The 22,264-nt window shown below is 41.8% G+C and carries 20 protein-coding genes; 5 read left to right on the top strand and 15 right to left on the bottom strand.

Annotation, left to right across the window (positions count from 1 at the left end; translation table 11 throughout):
* Window positions 1-320: 320 nt before the first annotated feature.
* The 7 genes from JMX75_RS11780 to queC form a co-directional block, all read right to left on the bottom strand.
* Complete coding sequence (locus JMX75_RS11780; RefSeq protein ID WP_011513118.1) at window positions 321-896, bottom strand: TerD family protein; 576 nt, start codon at window positions 894-896, stop codon at window positions 321-323.
* Window positions 897-1,164: 268 nt separating this feature from the next.
* A complete protein-coding gene (gene rlmKL, locus JMX75_RS11775) occupies window positions 1,165-3,495 on the bottom strand; it encodes a bifunctional 23S rRNA (guanine(2069)-N(7))-methyltransferase RlmK/23S rRNA (guanine(2445)-N(2))-methyltransferase RlmL (protein WP_201532450.1) in 2,331 nt (776 codons plus the stop codon).
* Between the two features lie 185 nt (window positions 3,496-3,680).
* Window positions 3,681-4,874, bottom strand: a complete 1,194-nt coding sequence (locus JMX75_RS11770; RefSeq protein WP_227673075.1) for a mechanosensitive ion channel family protein — start codon at window positions 4,872-4,874, stop codon at window positions 3,681-3,683.
* A gap of 212 nt (window positions 4,875-5,086) precedes the next feature.
* Window positions 5,087-6,622 (bottom strand): dihydrolipoyl dehydrogenase, encoded by a 1,536-nt coding sequence (locus tag JMX75_RS11765; RefSeq protein ID WP_201532449.1) that lies wholly within the window; start codon window positions 6,620-6,622, stop codon window positions 5,087-5,089.
* A gap of 53 nt (window positions 6,623-6,675) precedes the next feature.
* Window positions 6,676-7,173: a peroxiredoxin gene (locus tag JMX75_RS11760; RefSeq protein WP_201532448.1), complete on the bottom strand. Its 498-nt coding sequence runs from the start codon at window positions 7,171-7,173 to the stop codon at window positions 6,676-6,678.
* A 161-nt stretch (window positions 7,174-7,334) separates the two neighbouring features.
* Window positions 7,335-7,664, bottom strand: coding sequence for a hypothetical protein (locus JMX75_RS11755; RefSeq protein WP_201532447.1), 330 nt, complete (start codon window positions 7,662-7,664; stop codon window positions 7,335-7,337).
* Window positions 7,665-7,938: 274 nt separating this feature from the next.
* Window positions 7,939-8,715 (bottom strand): 7-cyano-7-deazaguanine synthase QueC, encoded by a 777-nt coding sequence (gene queC / locus JMX75_RS11750; protein ID WP_227673182.1) that lies wholly within the window; start codon window positions 8,713-8,715, stop codon window positions 7,939-7,941.
* Window positions 8,716-9,069: 354 nt separating this feature from the next.
* Here queC and ttcA point away from each other — a divergent pair, with 354 nt between their 5' ends.
* The gene (ttcA, locus tag JMX75_RS11745; RefSeq protein WP_201532446.1) at window positions 9,070-10,215 is read left to right on the top strand and encodes a tRNA 2-thiocytidine(32) synthetase TtcA; all 1,146 of its coding nucleotides are present in this window, start codon (window positions 9,070-9,072) and stop codon (window positions 10,213-10,215) included.
* A gap of 108 nt (window positions 10,216-10,323) precedes the next feature.
* Here the strand turns inward: ttcA and JMX75_RS11740 are convergent, their stop codons facing one another.
* The 6 genes from JMX75_RS11740 to ccoN form a co-directional block, all read right to left on the bottom strand.
* Entirely contained in the window at window positions 10,324-10,905 is a 582-nt protein-coding gene (locus tag JMX75_RS11740) for a FixH family protein (protein WP_011513126.1), read from the bottom strand.
* A 146-nt stretch (window positions 10,906-11,051) separates the two neighbouring features.
* Window positions 11,052-12,461, bottom strand: a complete 1,410-nt coding sequence (ccoG, locus tag JMX75_RS11735) for a cytochrome c oxidase accessory protein CcoG (RefSeq protein WP_201532445.1) — start codon at window positions 12,459-12,461, stop codon at window positions 11,052-11,054.
* A 439-nt stretch (window positions 12,462-12,900) separates the two neighbouring features.
* The gene (gene ccoP, locus JMX75_RS11730; RefSeq protein ID WP_201532444.1) at window positions 12,901-14,049 is read right to left on the bottom strand and encodes a cytochrome-c oxidase, cbb3-type subunit III; all 1,149 of its coding nucleotides are present in this window, start codon (window positions 14,047-14,049) and stop codon (window positions 12,901-12,903) included.
* On the bottom strand, window positions 14,049-14,228 hold the full coding sequence (locus JMX75_RS11725; RefSeq protein WP_011513129.1) for a CcoQ/FixQ family Cbb3-type cytochrome c oxidase assembly chaperone: 180 nt from the start codon (window positions 14,226-14,228) through the stop codon (window positions 14,049-14,051). The genes ccoP and JMX75_RS11725 overlap by 1 nt, the downstream gene beginning before the upstream one ends.
* Window positions 14,228-14,866, bottom strand: a complete 639-nt coding sequence (gene ccoO / locus JMX75_RS11720; RefSeq protein WP_011513130.1) for a cytochrome-c oxidase, cbb3-type subunit II — start codon at window positions 14,864-14,866, stop codon at window positions 14,228-14,230. Before ccoO ends, JMX75_RS11725 begins: the two co-directional genes overlap by 1 nt.
* Window positions 14,867-14,875: 9 nt before the next feature.
* Entirely contained in the window at window positions 14,876-16,357 is a 1,482-nt protein-coding gene (gene ccoN, locus JMX75_RS11715; RefSeq protein WP_201532443.1) for a cytochrome-c oxidase, cbb3-type subunit I, read from the bottom strand.
* Window positions 16,358-17,229: 872 nt separating this feature from the next.
* On the opposite strand from ccoN, the gene JMX75_RS11710 reads away from it, so the two are divergent.
* Complete coding sequence (locus tag JMX75_RS11710) at window positions 17,230-17,619, top strand: hypothetical protein (protein WP_011513132.1); 390 nt, start codon at window positions 17,230-17,232, stop codon at window positions 17,617-17,619.
* A 91-nt stretch (window positions 17,620-17,710) separates the two neighbouring features.
* Here JMX75_RS11710 and JMX75_RS11705 read toward each other — a convergent pair whose 3' ends face one another.
* Window positions 17,711-18,679 carry a hypothetical protein gene (locus JMX75_RS11705; protein WP_201532442.1) on the bottom strand — a complete coding sequence of 323 codons (969 nt, stop codon included), beginning with the start codon at window positions 18,677-18,679 and terminating at the stop codon, window positions 17,711-17,713.
* A gap of 449 nt (window positions 18,680-19,128) precedes the next feature.
* On the opposite strand from JMX75_RS11705, the gene JMX75_RS11700 reads away from it, so the two are divergent.
* The 3 genes from JMX75_RS11700 to JMX75_RS11690 are packed head-to-tail and all read left to right on the top strand — an operon-like array spanning window position 19,129 to window position 21,456.
* Entirely contained in the window at window positions 19,129-20,364 is a 1,236-nt protein-coding gene (locus JMX75_RS11700) for a lipoprotein-releasing ABC transporter permease subunit (protein ID WP_201532441.1), read from the top strand.
* Between the two features lie 44 nt (window positions 20,365-20,408).
* A complete protein-coding gene (gene lolD / locus JMX75_RS11695) occupies window positions 20,409-21,089 on the top strand; it encodes a lipoprotein-releasing ABC transporter ATP-binding protein LolD (protein ID WP_011513135.1) in 681 nt (226 codons plus the stop codon).
* 58 nt (window positions 21,090-21,147) lie between these two features.
* The gene (locus tag JMX75_RS11690) at window positions 21,148-21,456 is read left to right on the top strand and encodes a hypothetical protein (protein WP_181210347.1); all 309 of its coding nucleotides are present in this window, start codon (window positions 21,148-21,150) and stop codon (window positions 21,454-21,456) included.
* 9 nt (window positions 21,457-21,465) lie between these two features.
* Here the strand turns inward: JMX75_RS11690 and JMX75_RS11685 are convergent, their stop codons facing one another.
* On the bottom strand, window positions 21,466-22,059 hold the full coding sequence (locus tag JMX75_RS11685; RefSeq protein ID WP_011513137.1) for a DUF2062 domain-containing protein: 594 nt from the start codon (window positions 22,057-22,059) through the stop codon (window positions 21,466-21,468).
* Window positions 22,060-22,264: the final 205 nt, after the last annotated feature.

Raw genomic sequence — 22,264 nt, 5'->3', positions numbered from 1 at the left:
TCAATGCGATAGCTGTGAAGATGAAGTCTAAATAAAAATGTCTCATGACACATCCTGTCTGGTTGCGTAAAGCTAAGGTTGTCTATTATAGACGCAGCATAAAAAAAGTGGCTATCGCTAGCCACTTCTCCATGTGTGATTTTTAATAAAATATAAAGTATTATCAGTCATTTGGCTATTAAAGATTGTGACTATTTTGCAACCATATTTTACAGCCAATAGTGAGGCATAATGGCTTTAGGTTTTGCACCTACTTATCATCTAATGGATGGTTTTAGCAAGGGCTAAATATCGATTTAGATAGTAGTTTAAATGACAGTTTAAATAACGACACCATATTGCTGGCACATCGCTTGTAAGCCACCAGAGTAACCTTGACCAACGGCGCGGAATTTCCATTCTGCATTGTGGCGATAGACTTCTCCAAATACCATTGCTGTCTCAACAGAGTAGTCTTCTGCTAAATCAAAACGCACCACTTCAGCACCCGTTTCTTCATTCACAACGCGAATAAAGGCATTAGCAACTTGACCGAAGTTTTGGCTACGAGCCGCTGCATCATGAATAGTGACTGTCACAACGATTTTGTCGACATCGGCAGGTACTTGCGTTAGGTTGACTTTGACCACTTCGTCATCACCGTCGCCTTCGCCTGTACGGTTATCACCAGTATGCTCAACGGCACCATTGTCAGATTTGAGTTGGTTATAAAAGATAAAGTCATGGTCGCCGCGTACTTTGCCAGCTGCATTTAATAAGAATACACTTGCATCAAGATCGAATTCGGCACCAGAAGTTGCGCGCTCATCCCAACCAAGACCAATAAGCAGCTTAGTTAAGTTTGGATCCGTTTTGGTTAGCGATAAATTACCGCCTTTGTTTAGAGATAATGCCATGGAATGGTCCTTGTTATTTATTGGAGTAGGGTGGACTGCACGTTTACAACGGTAAAAAGTAATAACTATTTTAAGACCGTCAGTTCAAAATAGTGCTGTGTCGCTTTTGAATGATATTCACCATACCAGCGATAATGGGATTCAATAACGATAAAACGATCACTAGTAGCGCTCTATCATACCAACAAAAAATGACCCAATCAAAGCTGATTGGGTCATTGTTATGTTTTAGAGCCAGTTAGGCGTCAAAGCTAAGATTTAGTGTTTGTTATAGACTCTGACGATGACGAATCTCAAAGCTTTGATGAATCGGTTTTTTGATATCAAAATCAAAACCAATGGTTTTTTGGGTAATGTCAACGATGTCATAACGTTCAGTCAGCTGTTCATCCAACTCAAAACGGGTAAAGTTATTAGAGAAGTATAAGATGCCATCTGCGGTTAAGCGGTTCATCGCGCGGTTAATTAGTGCAGCATGGTCACGCTGGACATCAAAGGTACCTTGAAACTTTTTAGAGTTTGAAAAGGTTGGCGGATCAATAAAGATAATATCGAATTGTTCCGTGTTGTCTTTAATCCACTCAAAAATATCGGCAGCAACGAATTGATATTTATTACCACTGACATTCAAGCCATTTAAAGCAAAGTTTTGTTTGCCCCAATCCAGATAGTTCTGTGATAAGTCAACGCTGGTGACTTTTTTAGCGCCCGCCAATGCCGCATGCACACTTGCCGTACAAGTATAAGCGAATAAGTTCAATACCGATTTATTACGACTGTTGTCTTTGATACGCGCACGCATATTGCGATGGTCAATAAATAGACCCGTATCGAGATAATCGGTGAAATTGACATAAAGATAAGCACCATCTTCGCGGGCAATATAAAACTTGCCACGCTTTTCGGTATTGCCTTGTTTACTATATTGATCATTACCGGATTGACGAGCACGGGTTTTAATAAAGATTTGTTCGCGGTTAATACCGAACACTTCACGAATACCCATTAATGCCAAATTAAAGCGTTTTTTGGCGGTTTCTGGTGGAATGGTCTTTGGCGGCGCGTACTCTTGTACATGGGCATAATCACCATATAAGTCGATCGCCACTTTGAAATCAGGCAGGTCAGCATTGTAGACACGGATATTACTCACGTTGTCTTTTTTAGCCAATTTCTTTAGTCGGGTCAGGTTTTTTTGCAAACGATTGATAAAATCTTGACCATCTTCAACTTCAATTTCACGTTTCTCAAAGCGGCTAACGAGATTCCCTGTCTGACCAGCAATCAAGGTGCCATAGCGGAAATACACAGTAATGGCACCATTATGACACCGTAACGTTTTTGGCTCTCTAATCGGCAAAATATCGACTTGCTCAACATGCGACGCCAATATACCAAGCATCGGGTCAATACCACTACCGGCAAAGCTGTCTTGTAGGATAAGCCCAATCGATTGATATAACGGCTTAATCATTTCTTCATCGCCCAGACGCTCACCATAAGGTGGGTTGGTGATAATCAAAGGATTGCTCAAACGACCGTCAGCAACCAAAGGTTTTAAGAGCGTGCTTAGCTGATCAAGGGCGCGCGTTTCGATATCGAGTAGCGGTAACAGGTCTTGTAAACCAGCAGCAATCAGATTCTTTTCTGTGGCAATGATAGCGCCCTTATCGGCATCAAATCCAAAGATAAGCGGTAATGTATCCGGCTGCTCATTCGCAATCTCTAAGGCTGCACGGAAACGGGTCTGTGCATCATCAATCATTTCTTGCCATAAGATCTTGTCATGATGCTGCCACTCGTAAAAACCAAACTGATTGGCGGCTTTATCGATACCGACGGCATAATCGCAGTGCATGAGGAGCGCTTCAATGATAAAGGTACCAGAGCCACACATAGGATCGATTAGCGCATTATAAAAAGGCGCATCACCTGCTTCGTTTTTCTTATGCCAGCCTGCGCTATAAAGTAGCGCCGCTGCTAAGTTTTCTTTTAGTGGTGCTTCTGTCATTGCAACGCGATAGCCACGGCGATGCAAGCTGGTACCTGATAAATCCAAATATAACTCAGCTTGCTTATCATTGACGGTCGCAAAAACAGAAAAGTCTGGGTTTTTACTATCGACGTTAGGGCGGCTCTCATATACTTCGTTAAAGGTATCCGCAATCGCATCTTTAATACGTAGCATGGCAAACTGTTGGCTGACAGCTACACGTTTATCAACAGACAGACGAATCGCAAAGGTTTGCTCTAGGCTAAATTGCTCTGTCCAATTGACCGATTTCGCCAAACCATACAGCTGCTCAGCCACATCATATTCAGCATTGATATTTTTGCGTTTAATCAGCATTAATACGCGCGATGCCACGCGCGACCAAAGACAGATCTTATATAAATCACGCAAGGTACCCGTAACAGCAAGGCGACCAGTACTTTTTATCTCACTTGCAATACCAAAACTGGTCAGCTCAGTCTGTAGCGGTGCTTCTAACCCATCGGCGCAGGTGATGATAAGGTCAAGCGACAATACCTGTGAAGATACTTGTGAAGATGGTTGCGAAGACGCTGTGGATGAGGCGAGCGCGGTTGTTTCGGTCATACGGATACCTGTGGGCTAAATTAATAAATAGTGCACATCATAAAATAAGATGTTTAACCGCTAATTTTACCATAATTCTATAGCGGATGGTTTAAAGCGCTGATGTTTAAGAAAGCGATGATTAAAAGATGTCTATCTGAAAGAACTTTTTATGGCATATAAATGCTAAATAAGTTGCAAGGATATTAATGCTGGTCTTTGTTCAGCGCTAATGACTCTGAAACAGTTTGCGCGGTCGTTGCCAATGGCTTGGGCTTGGTCACAATCGGATAGACGTCTTCTCTTGGCATAAGTAGGCGCATATGAGGATAAGGGGTCGAGATGTCAGCGGCATCAAAAGCGCGTTTGATATTTTCTCGTAAATCTTCTTTGATTTTGGGCATACGAGCAACTGCCGCTGGTTTGACCCAAAAGCGTACAATAAAATATACGCCATACTCGCCAATCTCTGCCACGGTCGCAGAAGACTCAGGTCGGTTGAGGACCGCCTCACTATCAGACAGTACCTGCAAAATCTCATCACGTGCTTTATCAATATCATCTTCAAAAGCAATACGCATCTGAATATCAAAGCGTATAAAGTTTTTGGAGGTCAGGTTGGTAACGACGGAGGAGGCTACATTCGAATTGGGTATGATAACCGTAATATTGTCACGAGTTAAGACGTGGGTCGTACGTAAGGCAATCACCACCACGCGCCCTTCATTGTCATTGATATTGACCCAGTCACCAACTTGAAAGGACTGCTCAAGCAAAATGGTAATACCTGCGATAAAATTGGCAAGCGTTGACTGCGCGGCAAAGCCGACCGCCAAACCAGCAATACCCAAACCTGCCACCAGAGATACAATATCAAAGCCGAACTGAGCCATGACACTGGCAAGCCCTAAGACTAATAGCAGCACAGATAAGATGTTTTTAAGCAGCTGCTCAATAGAAGCGTTTAAACCGTAGTGCTGTAGTATTTTATGGACAATTTGTCCCGATGATGTCCATAGCACGTAATATATTCCCGCCCATGTACTGGCTTTGGCAGTGGCTTTAATGGTATCTGGCTCAAAATTCAGCTGACTCATAATAGCAATAACACTGGTCACAGCCCATACATAACGCAAGATTGATCGGGCAATTTTAGCGCGGCGCTCATTCAGACGAATGCGTGCTTTGCTTTTTTTTAGTACATAAATAGCAAGCCAATACATAAACCCCGATATCGCAAGTAGTATTAGAATTTTGATGCCAGTGCTCACCAGTTCTACTGATTTAGACGACCAATCTAAGGTGCCTTCCTCGATAGAGCCACCAATCGCAAGAAAAAGGCTGGTATGTAGGTCACGAGCAATCTCTTGAAAAAATTCAGTAATACTAGCGATTGCCATTATCTTATCCATGAAAGGTGTGGTTCTAAAAAATATTACTCTGTACTAATAGGATTTTAACCGTATCATTATAAATAAAACCGCTTTTACCAAATACTGCTTTAACCATATAAAGTAGCTTACGTCCTGACGGCAAATCAAGTTTAGATTTTCTGAAGTCAGCGCTAGTAGGTCTACTCCATTACTTTTAAAACAGAGCATTTAACAGTTGATTAAGAATTGTTTCGATGAATATCAAGCGACTGATACGGTATTTCCATCAAATCCTGAACATCACGCAAGGCGGTACGCAAGCCTTCTAGGATAGTAGGATGGTAAAAAGGCGTATCAAGCATGTCTTTAATACTCAAGTCATTAGTAATTGCCATTGCTAAGATATGCCCGATGTATTCTGCATCTGGACCAACCATACTTGCACCTAGGATTCTGTCTGTTTTTTTGCAGCCATAAATATGCAATAGACCACAGTTAATACCCATGACGCGGCTACGACCTTGATTGTCGAAGCTGACTTTCCCAATCACATGCTCAAGTGTTGAATCTTCTTGGATTTCCGGTAAAGACATACCAACATTGACGATTTGCGGTGAGCTAAATACGATGGAAAATGGTGTGGCAGGCGGACGAATATAAGCATCCTTTTTGTTGTCACAGACCATACTGCCGGCGCTAAAACCTTCATCGCTTGCCACGTGAAGCAATGGAATATTGGCATTGGCATCGCCAACGATATAAACGTCTAAATCACCGATTTTACCAGTTTTTTTATCCAGCTGTTGTGGGCGATTTTTTTCATCAAGCTCAACGCCTAAGTTTTCAACACCCAATGCCTCTATATTATTACGTCGACCAGTCGCGACCAGTACATAGTCACCTTGCCATTGTTGCACTTCGCCAGCGCTGTCTTCATAATCAATAAAGGCAACAGTGCTGTTTTTATTTATGCTTTTATCGCTATTTTCATTTGACTTTTGACCGACATCAGTAATTTTGCTGCCCAAGTGCATGGTCAGCTCACGACTTAAGCAATCAATGGCTTTGTTATTGATGTCTTCGTCTTTTAGACCAGCAACGCGTTTGGCGCGATTAAATACCGTTACCTTGACACCCAATCGTGTGAAAGCTTGGGCAAGTTCTAAACCTATCGCACCTGCGCCAATCACAGCCATAGATTTTGGCAAGTCGGTTAACTCAAAGACAGCATCTGAGGTCAGCATAGTATCACCAAGCTTATCTTCCCAGCCATCTGGAATAAAGGTCGAGCTGCCAGTGGCGACAATGATTTTATCTGCTTTGATCCATTCATCATTGACCTCAATCAAGCCTTGCTTATTAATATAAGCCCGTCCCGCTATCTTACTATCCTCAGGCCAGCTATCGACTTGTTTTTCGATGTAGCTGGCAAAATGATCACGCTCAGCGCGCACCCGTTCCATCACCTGTTTGCCATCTATGTGAGCAGTGGCATGTACGCCAAACTCAGCAGAATTATTGGCATCATGAGCGCGGTCAGCAGCTGCAATGAGTAGCTTGCTTGGCATGCAACCTACCGCAATACAGGTAGTCGTCCAAAAGCCATCATTGATAATAATGACATCTTCTAAGAACTTTTTTGCTTGGCGAAAAGCGTTTTGTCCGGCAGTCCCAGCACCAATGACCGCAACAGATACTTTGCGAGTCACGTTTTGATGAGTGCTATGATCAAAGGGAGCAGAAGAATCAAAGGCGGTATCAGGCTGTTTATTCATAGTATTCTCAAATAAAAATAGTTTTAAGGTTTATCGTAAGCTAGATTAAAAGACTAAGGCGCAAGCGTAGTTAATAAACGCTCAGTATAATCCTTTGCCTTAAGGTTACGCTGTGTATGAGTGAGCGTACCATTTTTATCAAAGACAAACGCCGAACGTACAAGACCTAGAGTAATATTGCCATACATATTCTTTTCTTTAATCACATCAAAATAGTGGCAGAGTTTTTCATCGGCATCACTGATAAGTGGAATATGTAGATTATATTTGCTAATAAAATTTTCGTGTGATTCAACGCTATCACGTGAGACACCAATAATGTCGTAACCTAAATCATCAAATTCGTTAAGATGGGCGGTAAACTCAGTTGCTTGTGTGGTACAGCCAGGTGTATTGTCTTTTGGATAAAAATAAAGGATAAGTCCTTTACTGGTGTTGGCGACCAGCTCTTTTAGGCTAATATCATCATGAATAAAATGACCATCTAGCTCACGCACGATAGTGACTGGAAAATCAGGTAGAGTAATGGTTTCTGTGGTTGGCTTTGCCATCATAAAATCCTTATTTATTTTGATTGCGGTTATATTATTATTGGTCATCCCATTATAGGCAGATTCATAGAAATAAATCCTCGATTTTACACATCACTTATGGATGAGCAACAAAAAAGACTGGCAATGACCAGTCTTTTATATATCTAAAAATTTGAGGATTAAGCAGGTTTTTGTGGCTGTTTTAAGTCCAAACCAACGGTACACTGTTGCAAATCTTTTTGCATTTTTTTCACATACGAGAGGCTTGATGGGTCTTTTTTACTTTGCGCATAGCTCTCAATCTCCCACATCTGACCAATGGTCATATTGCTACGGACACCGATCGTGCAATCACAAAGCTTGGTTGCAGTGCTCTTGTCAGCGACTTTATATTTGACCGCGCCGTTGACGCAAGTATTAATATTATTCTGCTTAATATCAACAGCGTTCGCTTGTGGCATGGCAAATATTGCAGCAAGAGCTAGGGGTAGTACTGGCAAAAATTTCATAAATATCCTTTTACATGTGACTGCGATAACTTGAATTTTTTATAAATGAATTAGATTTTGTACAAATGATAAAATATTACTTCTAATAAAATGTTGCTACTTTGATGAGCATTTATATCTTGTGGTAGATAAAGTGGCTCATACCATAGCAATGATTGTATTTAAAATACAACGGCAGCGTGCTGTGTTAATGCAAGCGAATGTTTCGCCAATGTTTAATTGCCTTTATTTTAAGGCCGTTTATTCATGTTCTAAGGCGAAACTTCTAAAATCATTACTGATAATGGGTAGGGTCGGCAACGCCTGCCTGAGCGAACCCTTGACGACGCAGCGCGCAGCTATCACAAACGCCGCAGGCAAGACCATTGGCATCTGCTTGATAACAAGAAATTGTTTGTCCGTAATCAACCCCTAGCGACAGACCCAGCTCGATGGTTTTGGCTTTCGATAATTGTTGTAGCGGGGTTTGAATCGATAAATGATGACCGGTAACGCCCGCTTTGGTAGCAAGATTTGCCATATGTTGGAAAGCGGCAATATACTCAGGACGGCAATCAGGATATCCTGAATAATCGACTGAACTGACACCAATGATGATATGGTTTGAATCAGTTACTTCAGCAACTGCTAGGGCATAAGATAAGAAGATGGTATTGCGCGCTGGCACATAAGTGTTTGGGATCGCGTCATTATCAATCTCATCACGCTTTTTGTCTGGGAATTTATCGGTATCACCATCAGGCACAATCATACTGTGATCCGTTAGTGATGAGCCACCCAGTTGGGCGATATCGATATCAATAATTCTGTGATTAACGGCTGCAGTTTCAGCGATTGCTTTGGCAGCGACCAGCTCACTATTATGACGTTGACCATAATCAAAGCTGACTGCGGTTACTGACGCATAACGGGCCTTTGCCCAATATAGACAAGTCACTGAATCAAGCCCACCTGATAGCAGTACGACCGCATTTTGGCTTTTATGCAGCTTGTTTAATTGGATATCGTTATCTTGATCAGCAGAAGAGGTTGGTAGAGCAGTATTTGTCATAGTGGCATCTATTATTGATTGACGAAAAACGCCTATTTTAGCAAAAATACGGTCATTACTAAACCTTGAAAACAGCGTTAAAACATCATGCAAGTAATAGGATAAAGTTTAGGAAATCGATAATTATTAGCTTTAGATAAGCAGTCGCATTTAAGACGATAATTTAATGTCATCTTTTCAATCTGTTAGCAAATTTTGTTATAATCGCTGCTGTTTTAAATCATGTTTGAAGCGTTGCCTTATGAAGCATCATTGTTAGCCCTACGCAGATAGCTTTTATTGCAGCCTTTTGAATAAATCGATTGATTATCTCTTTTGAAGTACCGCCATTCTTGTCAAGATATTGAGTAACTTATGACTGCAGCAACCTTATTTACACCATCAATCACGCCTCAGTTTGACAAGGCTTCTATCGATACTGATGTGAATCATCATGATAAAGCAACTGATATCGAACAGATGTTATATGATGATGGCGATGACAGAAATGATGATTTTATGGATGAGCAAGCAGATAATATATTGGCTGATACGCAATCACTGACCGAGTCGGCTCACTTTCGGAAATTGCAAAAGAAGCTTCGTCGTCAAGTATCATGGGCGATTCGTGACTTTAATATGATTGAAGATGGCGATGTGGTAATGGTCTGTGTATCAGGCGGTAAAGACAGCTATACGTTGCTCGATATCTTGCTGCTATTAAAACGTATCGCCCCGATTCATTTTGATATCGTTGCCGTCAATCTTGACCAAAAGCAGCCCGGCTATCCAGAAGAGGTGTTGCCCGCCTACTTAAACGAGCAGGGCATCGCTCACTATATTCTGGAAAAAGATACTTATAGTATTGTCAAAAGCGTGGTGCCAGAAGGGAAAACTTATTGCTCGGCGTGTTCACGTCTGCGTCGTGGCTCACTGTATGGTTTCGCCAAACAAATCGGTGCGACCAAGATTGCGCTTGGGCACCATCGTGACGATATGTTGGCGACTTTCTTTTTGAACTTATTCCATGGTGGCGCGTTGAAATCGATGCCGCCCAAATTGCTCAGTGATGACAAGCAAAATATGCTCATTCGTCCACTGGCTTATGTGGAAGAAAAAGACATCATTGAATATGCAAGCCTAAAAGAATTCCCGATTATTCCGTGTAATCTCTGTGGCAGCCAGACCAATCTGCAACGTGCCATTATTAATGACATGCTACGAGAATGGGACGATGCCCATCCCCAGCGCCTAGCATCTATTTTTAAAGCGATGCAAAATGTTGCGCCCTCGCAATTGGCAGATAGAAAGCTGTTTGATTTTGAAACCTTGAGCCTTGAGCGTGATGACAACGAGCGTTTGTTTGAAGGTGACAATATCCAAGCGGGGCAAATAGAGAGTCTGGCTGAGATTGGTTTGCCAGTATCACCAGAAACGCAGATATTCAATCCAGACTTTGCTGATGCAGAAAAGGGCAGCCGTACTACGCAAAAAATCCCAACGATCAATCCAGTGATTTGATGATTTAATAATTTAATGATCTAATACTGTTTACGCTCTTCAAATAATAAAAACCAGCTCATGATAGGTTCATGGCTGGTTTTTTATTTTAATCATACTTTGAACAGTTTAGCTTTCGCCAAATACTGGTAGAGGATCAAAGCTAACCTCTGATCGTGGTAACTTGGCAACATCTTGCATGCGCCAATCGTCTTTACCTTTATGACTTACTTGTAAATAATATTTTGCTTTAAGAGGATCGATATCTACTTGGGCGCTATATTTATTGCCTTCTAGATGCTTTAACACCGCATCACGGTCTTTTTTAATGTCAGTGGCATGAGATATAGACAGATCCAGTGTTTCAGGATAGCTAAGTGGACTGCCATTAATCAGTTTACCCGACTGCAAACTTTGCTCAGGATAATTCAGATAAAACACAACATCGCCATTGTCTGCAAATTGCATTTGTCCATGCAAGTCTAAATCATAGGTCAACTTGTCACGCGACACATCATGATAAAGGGTTTTACCATCCATATACCAGTCGTCGCGTACCACGCTATCACGAATCTGATAAGAGTAATAAACAAACCAGATGCAAGCAATGACGACAAAAGCTGGCATACCAATGACAAAGATAACCACCATATAGTTTTTATACCATGGCTGGCTGTCTTGATGCTTAAAATTTGGGGCTGGACTGGACATAACATACCTATTAATCAGATATCTAGTAACCGTATCAACGGATAAAGCTGACAGCCAAAAGCTGCCAAGGTAAGGTAACTCAATCACCAGTGAGCTATCAAGCGCTAACTCACTGGTAGGTATCATTTAACAATGAATGTTAATACTTACTGACCTTGAGTGGTAAAAACATTCTGCTTACTAACATGATATTTGCCGTCTTCACTACTGACATTCAAAGTCACCGGTGTTTGACCAAATTCAATCACATCAGGGTCGCCATAGATACTAACTGGCATATCAAAGCTTTCACCGGCATCTAACGGCACATCGTTAAAGCGAATCTCCAAGCTCAAACCCTCTTGCGGTGCGAGCGTTATTTTATAAGTATGGGCATCTTGGGTTTTATTGGTCAACTTAACGATATAACTGTTTTCAATCATGCCTTGCTGATTCAATGAAGACAACTGATTGCGGTCACGCCGTATATCAATCTCTAATGGCACACGGTCATTCAAAGCGTATAAAACACCGCCACAAAGTATCGTGAGAAGTGTTAAGTAAGCGAAGAAACGAGGGCGAAAGACACGGCTCTTCTCTTTTTCAGCCAATTGACGCTCTGTGGTATAGCGGATAAGTCCGCGTGGATAGCCCACTTTATCCATTATCTCATTACAAGCATCGACACAGGCGGCGCACTGAATACAAGCTACTTGTAATCCATCACGAATATCAATCCCAGTAGGGCAGACTTGTACACACATCTGACACTCGATACAGTCGCCTAAATTCTCAGGGTTGGTGCCTTTTTTGCGAGCACCGCGAGGCTCGCCGCGCTCATAATCATAAGAAACCACCAAGGTATCTTTATCAAACATCACACTTTGAAAACGACCATAAGGACAGATTTGGATACACATCTGCTCGCGCATATAACCTGCATTAACGTAGGTCGAAAACGCAAAGATAAATACTGATACCCAAATCCACGTCGCCCAATCAGGGAAGGGGATAAAACCAATCATCTGCCAGCTATTGTATAGCGCATCTGTACCGGATACATAACTTACAAAGGTCGTGGCGGTAATCGTGGAAAACACAAACCAGATGAAATATATCAAGAAGCGTTTAAACGCCTTGGTTGCGCTCATTGGTTCTTTATCAAACTTAATGCGTTTATTACGATCGCCAATCACCCATTTTTCTACATATTGAAATAAATGCGTCCAAATGGTCTGGGGACAAGCATAGCCACACCAAACTCGCCCTGCATAGACTGTTACCATAAATAAGGCGAAGGCTGCAATGATAGCAAAGGCGGCAATAAAATAAAAATCCTGCGTCAAAAATGTCATGCCAAAAATATAATAATGCTGCGATGGCACATCAAACCAAATAGCTTGTCGTCCGTTATAGCGTAACCACGGCAACAGCAAAAACGCCGCTAAAAGTGCATACATCGTAATAACACGAATGTTTTGATAGAAACCAGTCACAAATCGTGGATGGACACGATGCTTGGTAGCATCAAGATCTACTTGCTGTACAGGGATTTTATTAGATTGTGGTGCTGACATAAACGTGCCTCTTTAAAAAAAGAATCAGTCTGCTGGCATGGGTAACAAACATCTATTATAAAAATAAGATAGGTGGATGTGCGGTGTTATCAATGTCAGTAAGTAGAGAGATAAAAATTAAAATGCCTTTAATTCGTCTACCAAATGAGGGATGATCAATAATTGGCAAAAAAGCTGAAATGGCTCTGTCACCAATGTCTTATGGTCTAACTATTTTAACATTCTCCCTACTATAAATGGGGTGAGAGTGTTAAAAAGCAATATCTATATGAGGGCTATTAGGCTACAAATAGTAGTACTGCTAAAAGCCATAATTGATGACAAAGCTTAAATATTTTAATAAAAAAGAGAGGACTGTAATGACAGACCTCCCTTTATCTAAATCTACTCGTCAATGAGATAGCTGCTAACCAAGTAACTATAGTTAAAATTAACCGTATTAGTTAACCATCTTCTCTGTACTTGCCACTTGTTTTGGCATTGCAGCAGCAACAGAAGTTGCCTTAGCAGCAGGTTGAACAGTTCTATCTGATAATGAATATACGTAGGCAGCAAGCAACATAATACGTTCATTACCTAGCTTGGTTTCCCACTCAGGCATCACACCTGCACGACCATAACGTAATGTTTCTCGAATAGTCTCGCGATCGCCACCATATAACCAGATATTATCTGTTAAGTTTGGCGCACCCGCTGAAATCATACCTTTACCCTCTGGACCATGACAAAGCACACAGTTGGTAGGTTCTTTAAAGATAGCTTCACCTTGAGCAACTTGGGCTTTATCAAGCTCGTAACCGGGTTGGTTACCAGATAGTGACAACACATATTCAGAAACAGCACGAATACCATCTTCACCAAGTTGATCACGCCATGCAGCCATACCGCCGACGCGCCCATTATGTAACGTCGTTAAAATGTTTGACGCTTCGCCGCCATATAACCAATCATTGTCGGTTAGATTTGGATAACCTGTAGCACCTTTGGCGTTTGAGCCATGACAGACCGCACAGTTCTGTAAGAACAAGCGACTACCGACTTTTAACGCATTCGGGTTTTCAGATAGCTTTTCTACATAAGGTGACAGTTCGGCAATTTTCTCATCAATTTGAGCTTGCAGATCTGCAGGCGGCTTTTCACTGCGACGCATAGTCGCTTGCATCTCAGACAAGCTGGCTAGGGTCTTAGTAGCACCGCTGGCATCTGCTTTTGCCAAAATGTTTTTCTCAAAGTTATCCGTAAATACTTTGTTGTTACTTTCAAGCTCACTGTAAAGCTCGTTTTTAGAGGTCCACGGCAAAGTTTTGCCATCAACTTCTACGGTTGTGATGCCTTCCCATTTTGAGGGGAAAATACCTGGAAAGAATACCCAGTAAGCAACACCCCAAATGATTGATCCAAAAAATATCACTAGCCACCATTTAGGCAGCGCTTTATCATATTCTCGAATACCGTCGTATTCATGCCCTGTGGTACCATCGTCTTCTACTTCTGGTTTGAATTTTAAGACCATTAGTAAAATACCGAGGATAAATGCCCAGCACATGATACTTAGTATAGTTATCCAAGAACTCCAAAAGAATGTCATCATTTATCCTTATCGCGCTGCTCGTCAGACAGAGATTTGATATCCTCGTCATCAAGCGCAAGTTGTGCATCTTCTTCGAAGCGTTTTTTGTTTTTTGGCGAATACGCCCACCATGCAACACCTACGAAGGCAATAAAGGCAGAAACGGTCGCAATTGTTTGTAATTCACCAATACCCATTAGCGCTGTCCTTCCATTGCGGTACCTAACTGCTGAAGGTAGGCAACCAAAGCATCAAGCTCAGTAGCACCAAGCACAGCATCTGGAGCGCCTTCAATATCTTCTTCAGTATAAGGCACACCGAAGCGATCACGGAAGAGACGCATTTTGGCTTGAACATTAGAACCATTCACTTCATTGGTCGCAAGCCATGGGAAACCAGGCATGACTGATTCAGGCACTAATGAACGTGGATCAATCAGATGTTGTCTTTGCCAATCTTCAGAATAACGTCCGCCCACACGTGCTAAATCAGGACCAGTACGTTTTGAGCCCCAAAGAAAAGGGTGATCCCACGTTGATTCGGCAGCACGTGAGTATGGTCCATAACGCTCAACTTCAGCACGTAATGGACGTACCATTTGGGTATGGCAGACATGACAACCTTCACGAATGTAGATGTCACGACCTTCAAATTCAAGCGCAGTCCAAGGCTCCATAGAAGGGAGAGGAGTGTTTACACCACCTTCTTCAGCACCTCTATAATCGTATATCAGCGGTACAATCTCAACGAGCGTTGCAAAGCTAATAGCGATAACGATACCGATGACCAACAAGCCTGTATTTTTTTCAATAATTTCATGCGGTGTACCAGCCATGATCGCTCCTTATATTTTAGCTGTCGAGATTTGATCGACACTAGGTTCATGATCAGTCGGATCAGCAATGTCTACTGGCTTACCTTCTGGCATCTTGATTGTTCTATAAACATTATATGCCATCACAAACATACCAGATACATACAGAAGACCACCAAACGCACGACCAATATATGGGAAATGCGAGAACTCAACGGTATCAACAAAGCTGTATACCAAAGTACCATCAGGGTTGGTCGCAAGCCACATCATGCCTTGGCCAATACCTGAAATCCACATAGATACGATATAGAAGATGGTACCTGCTGTTGCTAGCCAGAAATGCGTTGTGATCAAGCTGATAGAATACATTTTAGGCTTGTTATAAATACGTGGTAACAGTACATATAGCGAACCAATGGTAATCATACCAACCCAGCCAAGCGCACCTGAGTGTACGTGACCGATCGTCCAATCCGTATTATGCGATAGCGCATTGACTGTCTTAATCGACATCATTGGACCTTCAAACGTCGACATGGCATAGAATGACAAAGCGACAATCATAAAGCGAATGATCGGATCGGTACGCAGCTTATCCCAACTACCTGAGAGCGTTAGTACACCGTTAATCATACCACCCCAAGATGGAGCAAATAGAATGATTGAGAATACCATTGCTAGAGACTGCGTCCAATCTGGAAGCGCTGAATAATGCAAATGGTGACCACCAGCCCACATATATGAAGCAATCAATGCCCAAAAGTGAACGATAGACAAACGGTAAGAATAGATAGGGCGACCAATCTGTACTGGTACGAAATAATACATCATGCCTAAGAAAGCAGCCGTCAGATAGAAGCCTACCGCATTATGCCCATACCACCACTGCACCATGGCATCGGTTGCACCGCCAAACAGCGAGTAAGACTTAAACGCACTAACAGGAATCGCCATGCTGTTTACAATATGCAGTAGCGCAATCGTAATAATAAAGGCAGCAAAGAACCAGTTAGCCACATAGATATGTGACGTTTTACGCTTAATCAGTGTACCGAAGAAGACAATAGCATAAGATATCCATACCAATGCGATAAGGATGTCAATCGGCCATTCAAGCTCAGCGTATTCTTTAGCCGAGGTTAAACCTAATGGTAAGGTGATAACAGCCGATACGATAACCGTCTGCCAACCCCAAAAGGTAAACCAAGCTAAGTAAGGCGCAAATAATCTTGTCTTACAAGTACGCTGAACGATGTAATAAGACGTTGCGAACAAGGCTGAGCCACCGAACGCAAAAATAACCGCATTGGTGTGCAGTGGTCTTAAACGACTAAAAGTCAGCCATGGAATGTCAAAATTGAGTGCTGGCCATGCTAACTGAGAAGCAATGAACACACCAATACTCATGCCGACGATGCCCCATACCACGGCCATAACCGTAAAGAATCTTACGATAGTAATTTCATATTCACGGTCAATGGGGGCGAGTGCTGTGTTTTGTAAACTCATTGGATGATTCCTTTACAGCCCGAATTATCAACAGAATTAACTAACATGCCATGTCATCTAGATCATGATAAAGATCATAACCAAACAATGGCTTTGGTAAAGGCTGTTTTCACTCGTCTTATCAGGCTGACGGTATTAACTATCAAGCTAAGCATGGCCTAGATATCAGTGATTGCTGATGGGTAGAGAGCAGTACTAAAGCGGACTGCCCGCGAAGCTGATTGATAGTAGGATTGTTAATATATTGTCAGGTTTAATAAGAGAATGTGCCGTTCTCGAGCATCAAACATCTATTGAGGCTGAGTATTTATCTTAATTGTCACCGCCAAAAGCCGTACAAACCAAGATAGATACTGATGTTCAACCGGTGATAAGAAGGTATCGACCGTCAATGTATGCTAGCGATAGCTGACAAAAAAACATATTTACGTAATGTTTAGTTAAAACTCCCGACTCTGTTTAAGGGTATTGTAACGCAAACCTAATCAAATATCATCAGAACTATGCGCCAAAATACAAACTCTTTAGTAAAATCTTAGCAAGCAACTTATCACTGCTACGCTATCCACTTATTTTATACCCAATTTCATGACTATTCTATAGATGAAAAAAGATTGTATTCACAAGTTTGTATGGACCAACTATGAACAAGGTTTTGTAACAATTTTATTATTTGTTCTACAAATAAGTTTTACTTATTGTAAAGTCGCATCTTATAATGCCACTGAGCAGCATCCATAATAAAGTGTCTATTATATAAAATAGTCACCTTGTAGTAGTAAGTTTTTTGGCATTTAACTGGCTGTTTGGTTGGAGCACGAAAGGTGCTGACCTAGCACCGATTAACAACAATAGGTATTAAGGATAATAATATGGCAGTTTTTTTGACAGATGAATGGTTTGAGCAAGTTGAGCAAATGGGTCAAGAAGCAGGTGAGCTTAATTTGCCGCCCGCACTTGCGAATATGATCGTCAATCTAAAAGTATCTGATAGCGATCAAGACATCGAAGCCAACTTTGCAAATGGTCTATTACATCGCGGCTTAAACGATGGAGCGACCACCACGTTATTGCTTGATCGTAGTATCCTACAATCTATCATCACTGATTTCGATACCAATGAAATCATGGGCGCCTTTATGGGTGGCAAAATTCGTGTCGAAGGCGATATGTCACAGTTGATGGCAGTACAGACGGCTCGTCCAAGTGCTGAGCAAAAAGCGCTTTATAGCAATATTAAGTCAATGACTACAATGGCTTAGAGTCATTATTAATTTAATCGTATTTAGACAAATAAAAAGCCCCTAAAATCAATTAGGGGCTTTTTATTTGTCTAAAATAATCTAAATCTGACTAGCTGGCTTTCGATTGTGCTACTTGCTGATTTTCTTTATAAATAGCCGCTTGTAGCCATACGTTTGCTTGTACGTAATCATGAACGTTAATAGAGGCAGTATCAGGTGTTTTTAGCGCACCAATACGCATTACAAACGGATCAGCATCTTGTTCGCGCAGTACCACCACATCAAACAGAATAATCGTTTTACCATTAAATAGGGTTTCTTGCTTGCCAAGTACTTGACCTTGACACCACGCTTCATCTTCTTGACCTAACGTATCGCCAAACAAATAAGCACACATATGACCCAGATTGATCTCGACCGGCGCCATTTGTTCTTTGGTTTCTGGTTGCCATGCTTTGATTTGTTCTTGTAGGTCATCCGGCATCTTTCCATCGTTTGCCGCAACGATATCATTAAAAGCACGGTGATAGCGTATCGCTTCTTGGTCTTCTACCTTGATGACTTCATTTTGTTCACTGATTTTGATCTCATGTGCCCAGGCGCTAAAGTTCACAAAATACGTGGTATCACGTTGGTATAAATGACGATTAGCAGTATATAGCTGATCAAAAGCGTAGATGATGCTGCCATCGGTGGTACGTAAGCGTAATACGGCATCGTGTGAGTTGTCATTGACAATCATACGCTCGATTTTACAGCTCAATCCATATGGGCTATCGACACAAGGGTAGGCATTGATAAAGCATTCAGGCTTGCCATCCTTCATAGCCAGTACTTGATTGATATGACAAGGCTGGTTCTCAGATAGCAATAAACAGCTGTCTTTGGCACTGACATCGGTATTAAGGCCTTTAGGCATCGCTGCTTTTTCAATCATCTGTTGTAACCATTCAGGTACATCATGACTCATGTCATCAGTCAGAATACGCCAATGGTCACCGTGACCAGCTGATTGCTCATCAGTTAAGGTGATTTTGGTAGGAGATTGGATGTTTTTATATTGATAATTAATGGTCATGAAAATACTCAAACTTAAGTCAGCCATGAGGTTTGGGTCTGAAACTGTGATCGCTGAGTACCATGTGCCACTTTAAAAGAGGGGTTTATGATGGTCAGCAATGCCGTCAGTAAAGAGGCAACAAACAACAATGAGGGGTTAATGACAATTGTCCTTAGCATACAATATATAGGTATAGACACAGAGAATAGCAAGTCTGTTATAAAAAATAATCATAAAACCGCATTTTTTATTATAAAATCTGGACAGTTTTCGGTAATGACTGGCACCTGTTAGCCAAATTGTGTCAAACTAGCTCCCTTTTGACAGCCACATTTGGCTTGTCTTACACCCTGTTTTTGTGTTCGATTGATATGTTTTTGTGGCAGCTGCAAAAGTATGATGCAATTGCCGCTATTTGTTTTGTAACCTACATAAAGTCGCACGTAGATAAGATAAAGAGTTTGAATATGTTTCGTCCTTTAGCGTTATTTATCGGCTTACGGTACACCCGAGCAGAACGTAGTAATGGTTTTATCTCTTTTATATCACTGATCTCAATGATTGGTCTGACGCTTGGCGTGGCAGTATTGATTACCGTACTGTCGGTCATGAATGGCTTTGATCGTGAGCTAAAAACGCGTATTTTGGGTATGGTACCGCAAGCGACTGTCACATCAACCGAGATTATCGGTGATTGGAAACAAGTCGCGGACAAGATTAAAGAAGATCCGGAAGTGGTTGCGGCCGCGCCTTTTATCCAGTTGCAAGGTATGTTGACCTCGAATGGTCAAGTAGCTGGCATCATGGTGACAGGTGTTGATCCTGAGTATGAGAAAAACGTTTCTATCATCAATGAGCATATGGTAGAAGGCAATATCGATACGCTAAAGAATGGCGAGTTCGGTATTGTGCTTGGTGAAGGTATGGTGCAATCACTAGGGCTACAATTGGGTGACAAAGTCACTCTCGTACTACCAGAAGCATCGCCATCACCTGCTGGCGTTATACCACGCTTTAAGCGCTTTACCTTGACCGGTATATTTTCTATCAGTCCAGAAGTGGACAGTCTCATGGCATTTATTCCAATGGGCGATGCAGCAAAATTACTGCGTTTACCAGAGGGCGCCCAAGGTATCCGTATGAAGCTTCATGATATCTTTACAGCGCCAATGGCAGCACAAAAAGCGGCTGCGATTGCGCCAGAGCAATTGTATCCTAGTGATTGGACCCAGACGCATGGCAATCTATTTGGTGCTATCCAAATGGAAAAAGCCATGGTTGGCTTGCTACTGTTCTTAATTATCCTCGTGGCAGCTTTTAATATTGTTTCAAGTTTAGTGATGCTAGTCACAGATAAAAAAGCAGACATCGCTATCTTAAAAACTTTTGGCGCCTCTCCGCGTCTGATTACCCAAGTTTTTATGGTACAAGGTGTGGTGATTGGTTTTATTGGTACCATTGCAGGTACGATATTGGGCGTGATATTTGCATTAACGGTCAGTGATATTTTGGGCTTTATCAATAATAGCTTTGGTCTAAATTTATTTGATGCCTATTTTGTGAACTATCTACCATCGCAGCTGCGTTTGGCAGATGTGGTATTGATTACCAGTGCGTCATTTATATTGAGCTTTTTGGCGACCATTTATCCAGCACGCCGAGCGGCTAAAATTCAGCCTGCACAAACGCTGCGTTACGAGTAATTTACAGGCGTTAATGCCGTTATAAATAAAATAAAGGAAGCATTATGTCTGCTATCTTAAAAGCGACCAATATTAATAAGATATACGATGAAGGCGCTGTGAGCACCCAAGTCTTGACCGGTTTGGATTTGACTGTCACCGCCGGTGAGCGTATCGCTATCGTTGGTACCAGTGGCTCAGGAAAGAGTACTTTGCTCCATCTGCTTGGCGGACTTGATACGCCAACCAGCGGTGAAGTTTGGTTGCATGGTCAGTTGTTAAACAGTATGAATGAGACCGAACGCGGTGCGATGCGTAATAAGCATTTGGGATTTATTTATCAGTTTCATCATCTATTGGCTGAATTTACTGCCATTGAAAACGTTGCCATGCCACTATTGATGCGCCCAGAAGTATCGACGGCTGAAGCGCGTCAGCAAGCCATCGATATTCTAAACAGTGTTGGTCTTGAGCATCGTTTGGCTCATAGACCGGGTGAATTGTCAGGCGGTGAGCGTCAGCGCGTGGCGATTGCGCGTGCTTTAGTCACCAAACCGTCGCTTATATTGGCAGATGAGCCAACAGGTAACCTAGATTATGATAACGCACAAAGCGTTTTTGGATTATTATCAGAGCTTCAAAGTACGATGCAAACGGCACTATTGATGGTCACTCATGATCGAAATCTAGCGGCGCTTGCTGATCGTCAGCTGCTTTTACGTAATGGTCATTGGGAAAATTATTAAAATATAATAGGAAAGGACTGCAAGATAGCAGTCTATTGATTGAGTAAGGATAAATATAATGGATAAAGATGACGACCCGATTGCTGCTTTTGGCAGTATTGAAGAAGGCGATGAACCACTAAAGCTTTATATGGATACCGCGTTATTTGATACGCTCGATAAACAAGGTCAAATAGATTTACTGACACCCGTTTTTGATCGTATTACTTTGGCAGGTGTTGATTTTGATTTAAAGGTTCAAGACAGTGCGACAGGTAAGCGTTATGTATTGCTCAAAAACGAAGAAGTGGTTGAAGTTTTTGTGATGGATAATAAGCTCACTGACAACATCCTTAATGCTATTGAAGAAAATAGAGATGAGGATTGATAGAATTTATTAAAGTTCGGGCGGCTTATCTAAAGAGCTAAGCTGCCTTTTTTGCCAACTCGTGACAGTCTTATAGCGCCAAATGGCTTTAAACGCTAAGCCGCAGACGATGCTTGTAATAATGGCTAAGATAGTCAGACCTAGGCAAAATGCAGTTAGGGACACAGTTCCTTTATAAGTAATAAAGGGGTTGGCGCCGTCAGAGATGATCCATAAACTTAAGTCAGAGATCATCCTGCCAATCGTGCGCAAACTAATCATTGGCAGATCGAGTATTTCGGCACCGATATAGTATCCAGCGTAAAATACCGGTAAGGTGGTGAGTGGATTGGTAATCCATGTTAAGCCCAGTGCCATAGGGACATTGGCACGGAAAATAAGCGCACCAATCAATGCCAATAACATCTGTCCTGGCAATGGAAAAAAGGCACTCAGCACGCCGATATAGACGGCTTTATTTAAGCTATGGCGATTAAAATGCCACAATCGTGGGTCAGAAAGTTGCGGCGCAAACAGTTTTAATGTGCGACTTTCTAACACTTTCTCAGGGGTAGGTAATAAGTCTTTTAAACGTTTTTTTGGCACAGATTTGCCTTTACTCATTGTCTGCAGCCCGCTCAATCATAATAATAGGCAGATAGGCAGTCATGTTATTGATAAAAGTATAGATAAGAATTCTATCAGAAAAACGTAAAAAGAACGTTAGACAATCACCATCCTAGTGTGTGCAATTAGTATAGGATAATATCCAGATAAATACCATGGCTTGATGTAGTGGTATTTAGCGCCAAGTTAATATAGCAAGCGC

The sequence above is a fragment of the Psychrobacter sp. LFX-11D genome (assembly GCF_904846475.1).
In the GTDB taxonomy this organism is placed as follows: Bacteria; Pseudomonadota; Gammaproteobacteria; order Pseudomonadales; family Moraxellaceae; genus Psychrobacter; species Psychrobacter cryohalolentis.
This window is presented reverse-complemented; position numbering and strand designations above follow the sequence as displayed.

Coding starts and splice junctions, on each gene's coding strand:
- JMX75_RS11725 (WP_011513129.1), bottom strand. CDS start 14,228: ATGGGTATTGGTGAATTACAAACAATTGCGACCGTTTCTGCCTTTATT.
- ccoO (WP_011513130.1), bottom strand. CDS start 14,866: ATGGCTGGTACACCGCATGAAATTATTGAAAAAAATACAGGCTTGTTG.
- ttcA (WP_201532446.1), top strand. CDS start 9,070: ATGACTGCAGCAACCTTATTTACACCATCAATCACGCCTCAGTTTGAC.
- JMX75_RS11740 (WP_011513126.1), bottom strand. CDS start 10,905: ATGTCCAGTCCAGCCCCAAATTTTAAGCATCAAGACAGCCAGCCATGG.
- rlmKL (WP_201532450.1), bottom strand. CDS start 3,495: ATGACCGAAACAACCGCGCTCGCCTCATCCACAGCGTCTTCGCAACCA.
- ccoP (WP_201532444.1), bottom strand. CDS start 14,049: ATGACATTCTTTTGGAGTTCTTGGATAACTATACTAAGTATCATGTGC.
- JMX75_RS11760 (WP_201532448.1), bottom strand. CDS start 7,173: ATGGCAAAGCCAACCACAGAAACCATTACTCTACCTGATTTTCCAGTC.
- JMX75_RS11710 (WP_011513132.1), top strand. CDS start 17,230: ATGGCAGTTTTTTTGACAGATGAATGGTTTGAGCAAGTTGAGCAAATG.
- JMX75_RS11770 (WP_227673075.1), bottom strand. CDS start 4,874: ATGGCAATCGCTAGTATTACTGAATTTTTTCAAGAGATTGCTCGTGAC.
- ccoG (WP_201532445.1), bottom strand. CDS start 12,461: ATGTCAGCACCACAATCTAATAAAATCCCTGTACAGCAAGTAGATCTT.
- JMX75_RS11780 (WP_011513118.1), bottom strand. CDS start 896: ATGGCATTATCTCTAAACAAAGGCGGTAATTTATCGCTAACCAAAACG.
- queC (WP_227673182.1), bottom strand. CDS start 8,715: ATGACAAATACTGCTCTACCAACCTCTTCTGCTGATCAAGATAACGAT.
- JMX75_RS11705 (WP_201532442.1), bottom strand. CDS start 18,679: ATGACCATTAATTATCAATATAAAAACATCCAATCTCCTACCAAAATC.
- lolD (WP_011513135.1), top strand. CDS start 20,409: ATGTCTGCTATCTTAAAAGCGACCAATATTAATAAGATATACGATGAA.
- JMX75_RS11755 (WP_201532447.1), bottom strand. CDS start 7,664: ATGAAATTTTTGCCAGTACTACCCCTAGCTCTTGCTGCAATATTTGCC.
- JMX75_RS11685 (WP_011513137.1), bottom strand. CDS start 22,059: ATGAGTAAAGGCAAATCTGTGCCAAAAAAACGTTTAAAAGACTTATTA.
- JMX75_RS11700 (WP_201532441.1), top strand. CDS start 19,129: ATGTTTCGTCCTTTAGCGTTATTTATCGGCTTACGGTACACCCGAGCA.
- ccoN (WP_201532443.1), bottom strand. CDS start 16,357: ATGAGTTTACAAAACACAGCACTCGCCCCCATTGACCGTGAATATGAA.
- JMX75_RS11765 (WP_201532449.1), bottom strand. CDS start 6,622: ATGAATAAACAGCCTGATACCGCCTTTGATTCTTCTGCTCCCTTTGAT.
- JMX75_RS11690 (WP_181210347.1), top strand. CDS start 21,148: ATGGATAAAGATGACGACCCGATTGCTGCTTTTGGCAGTATTGAAGAA.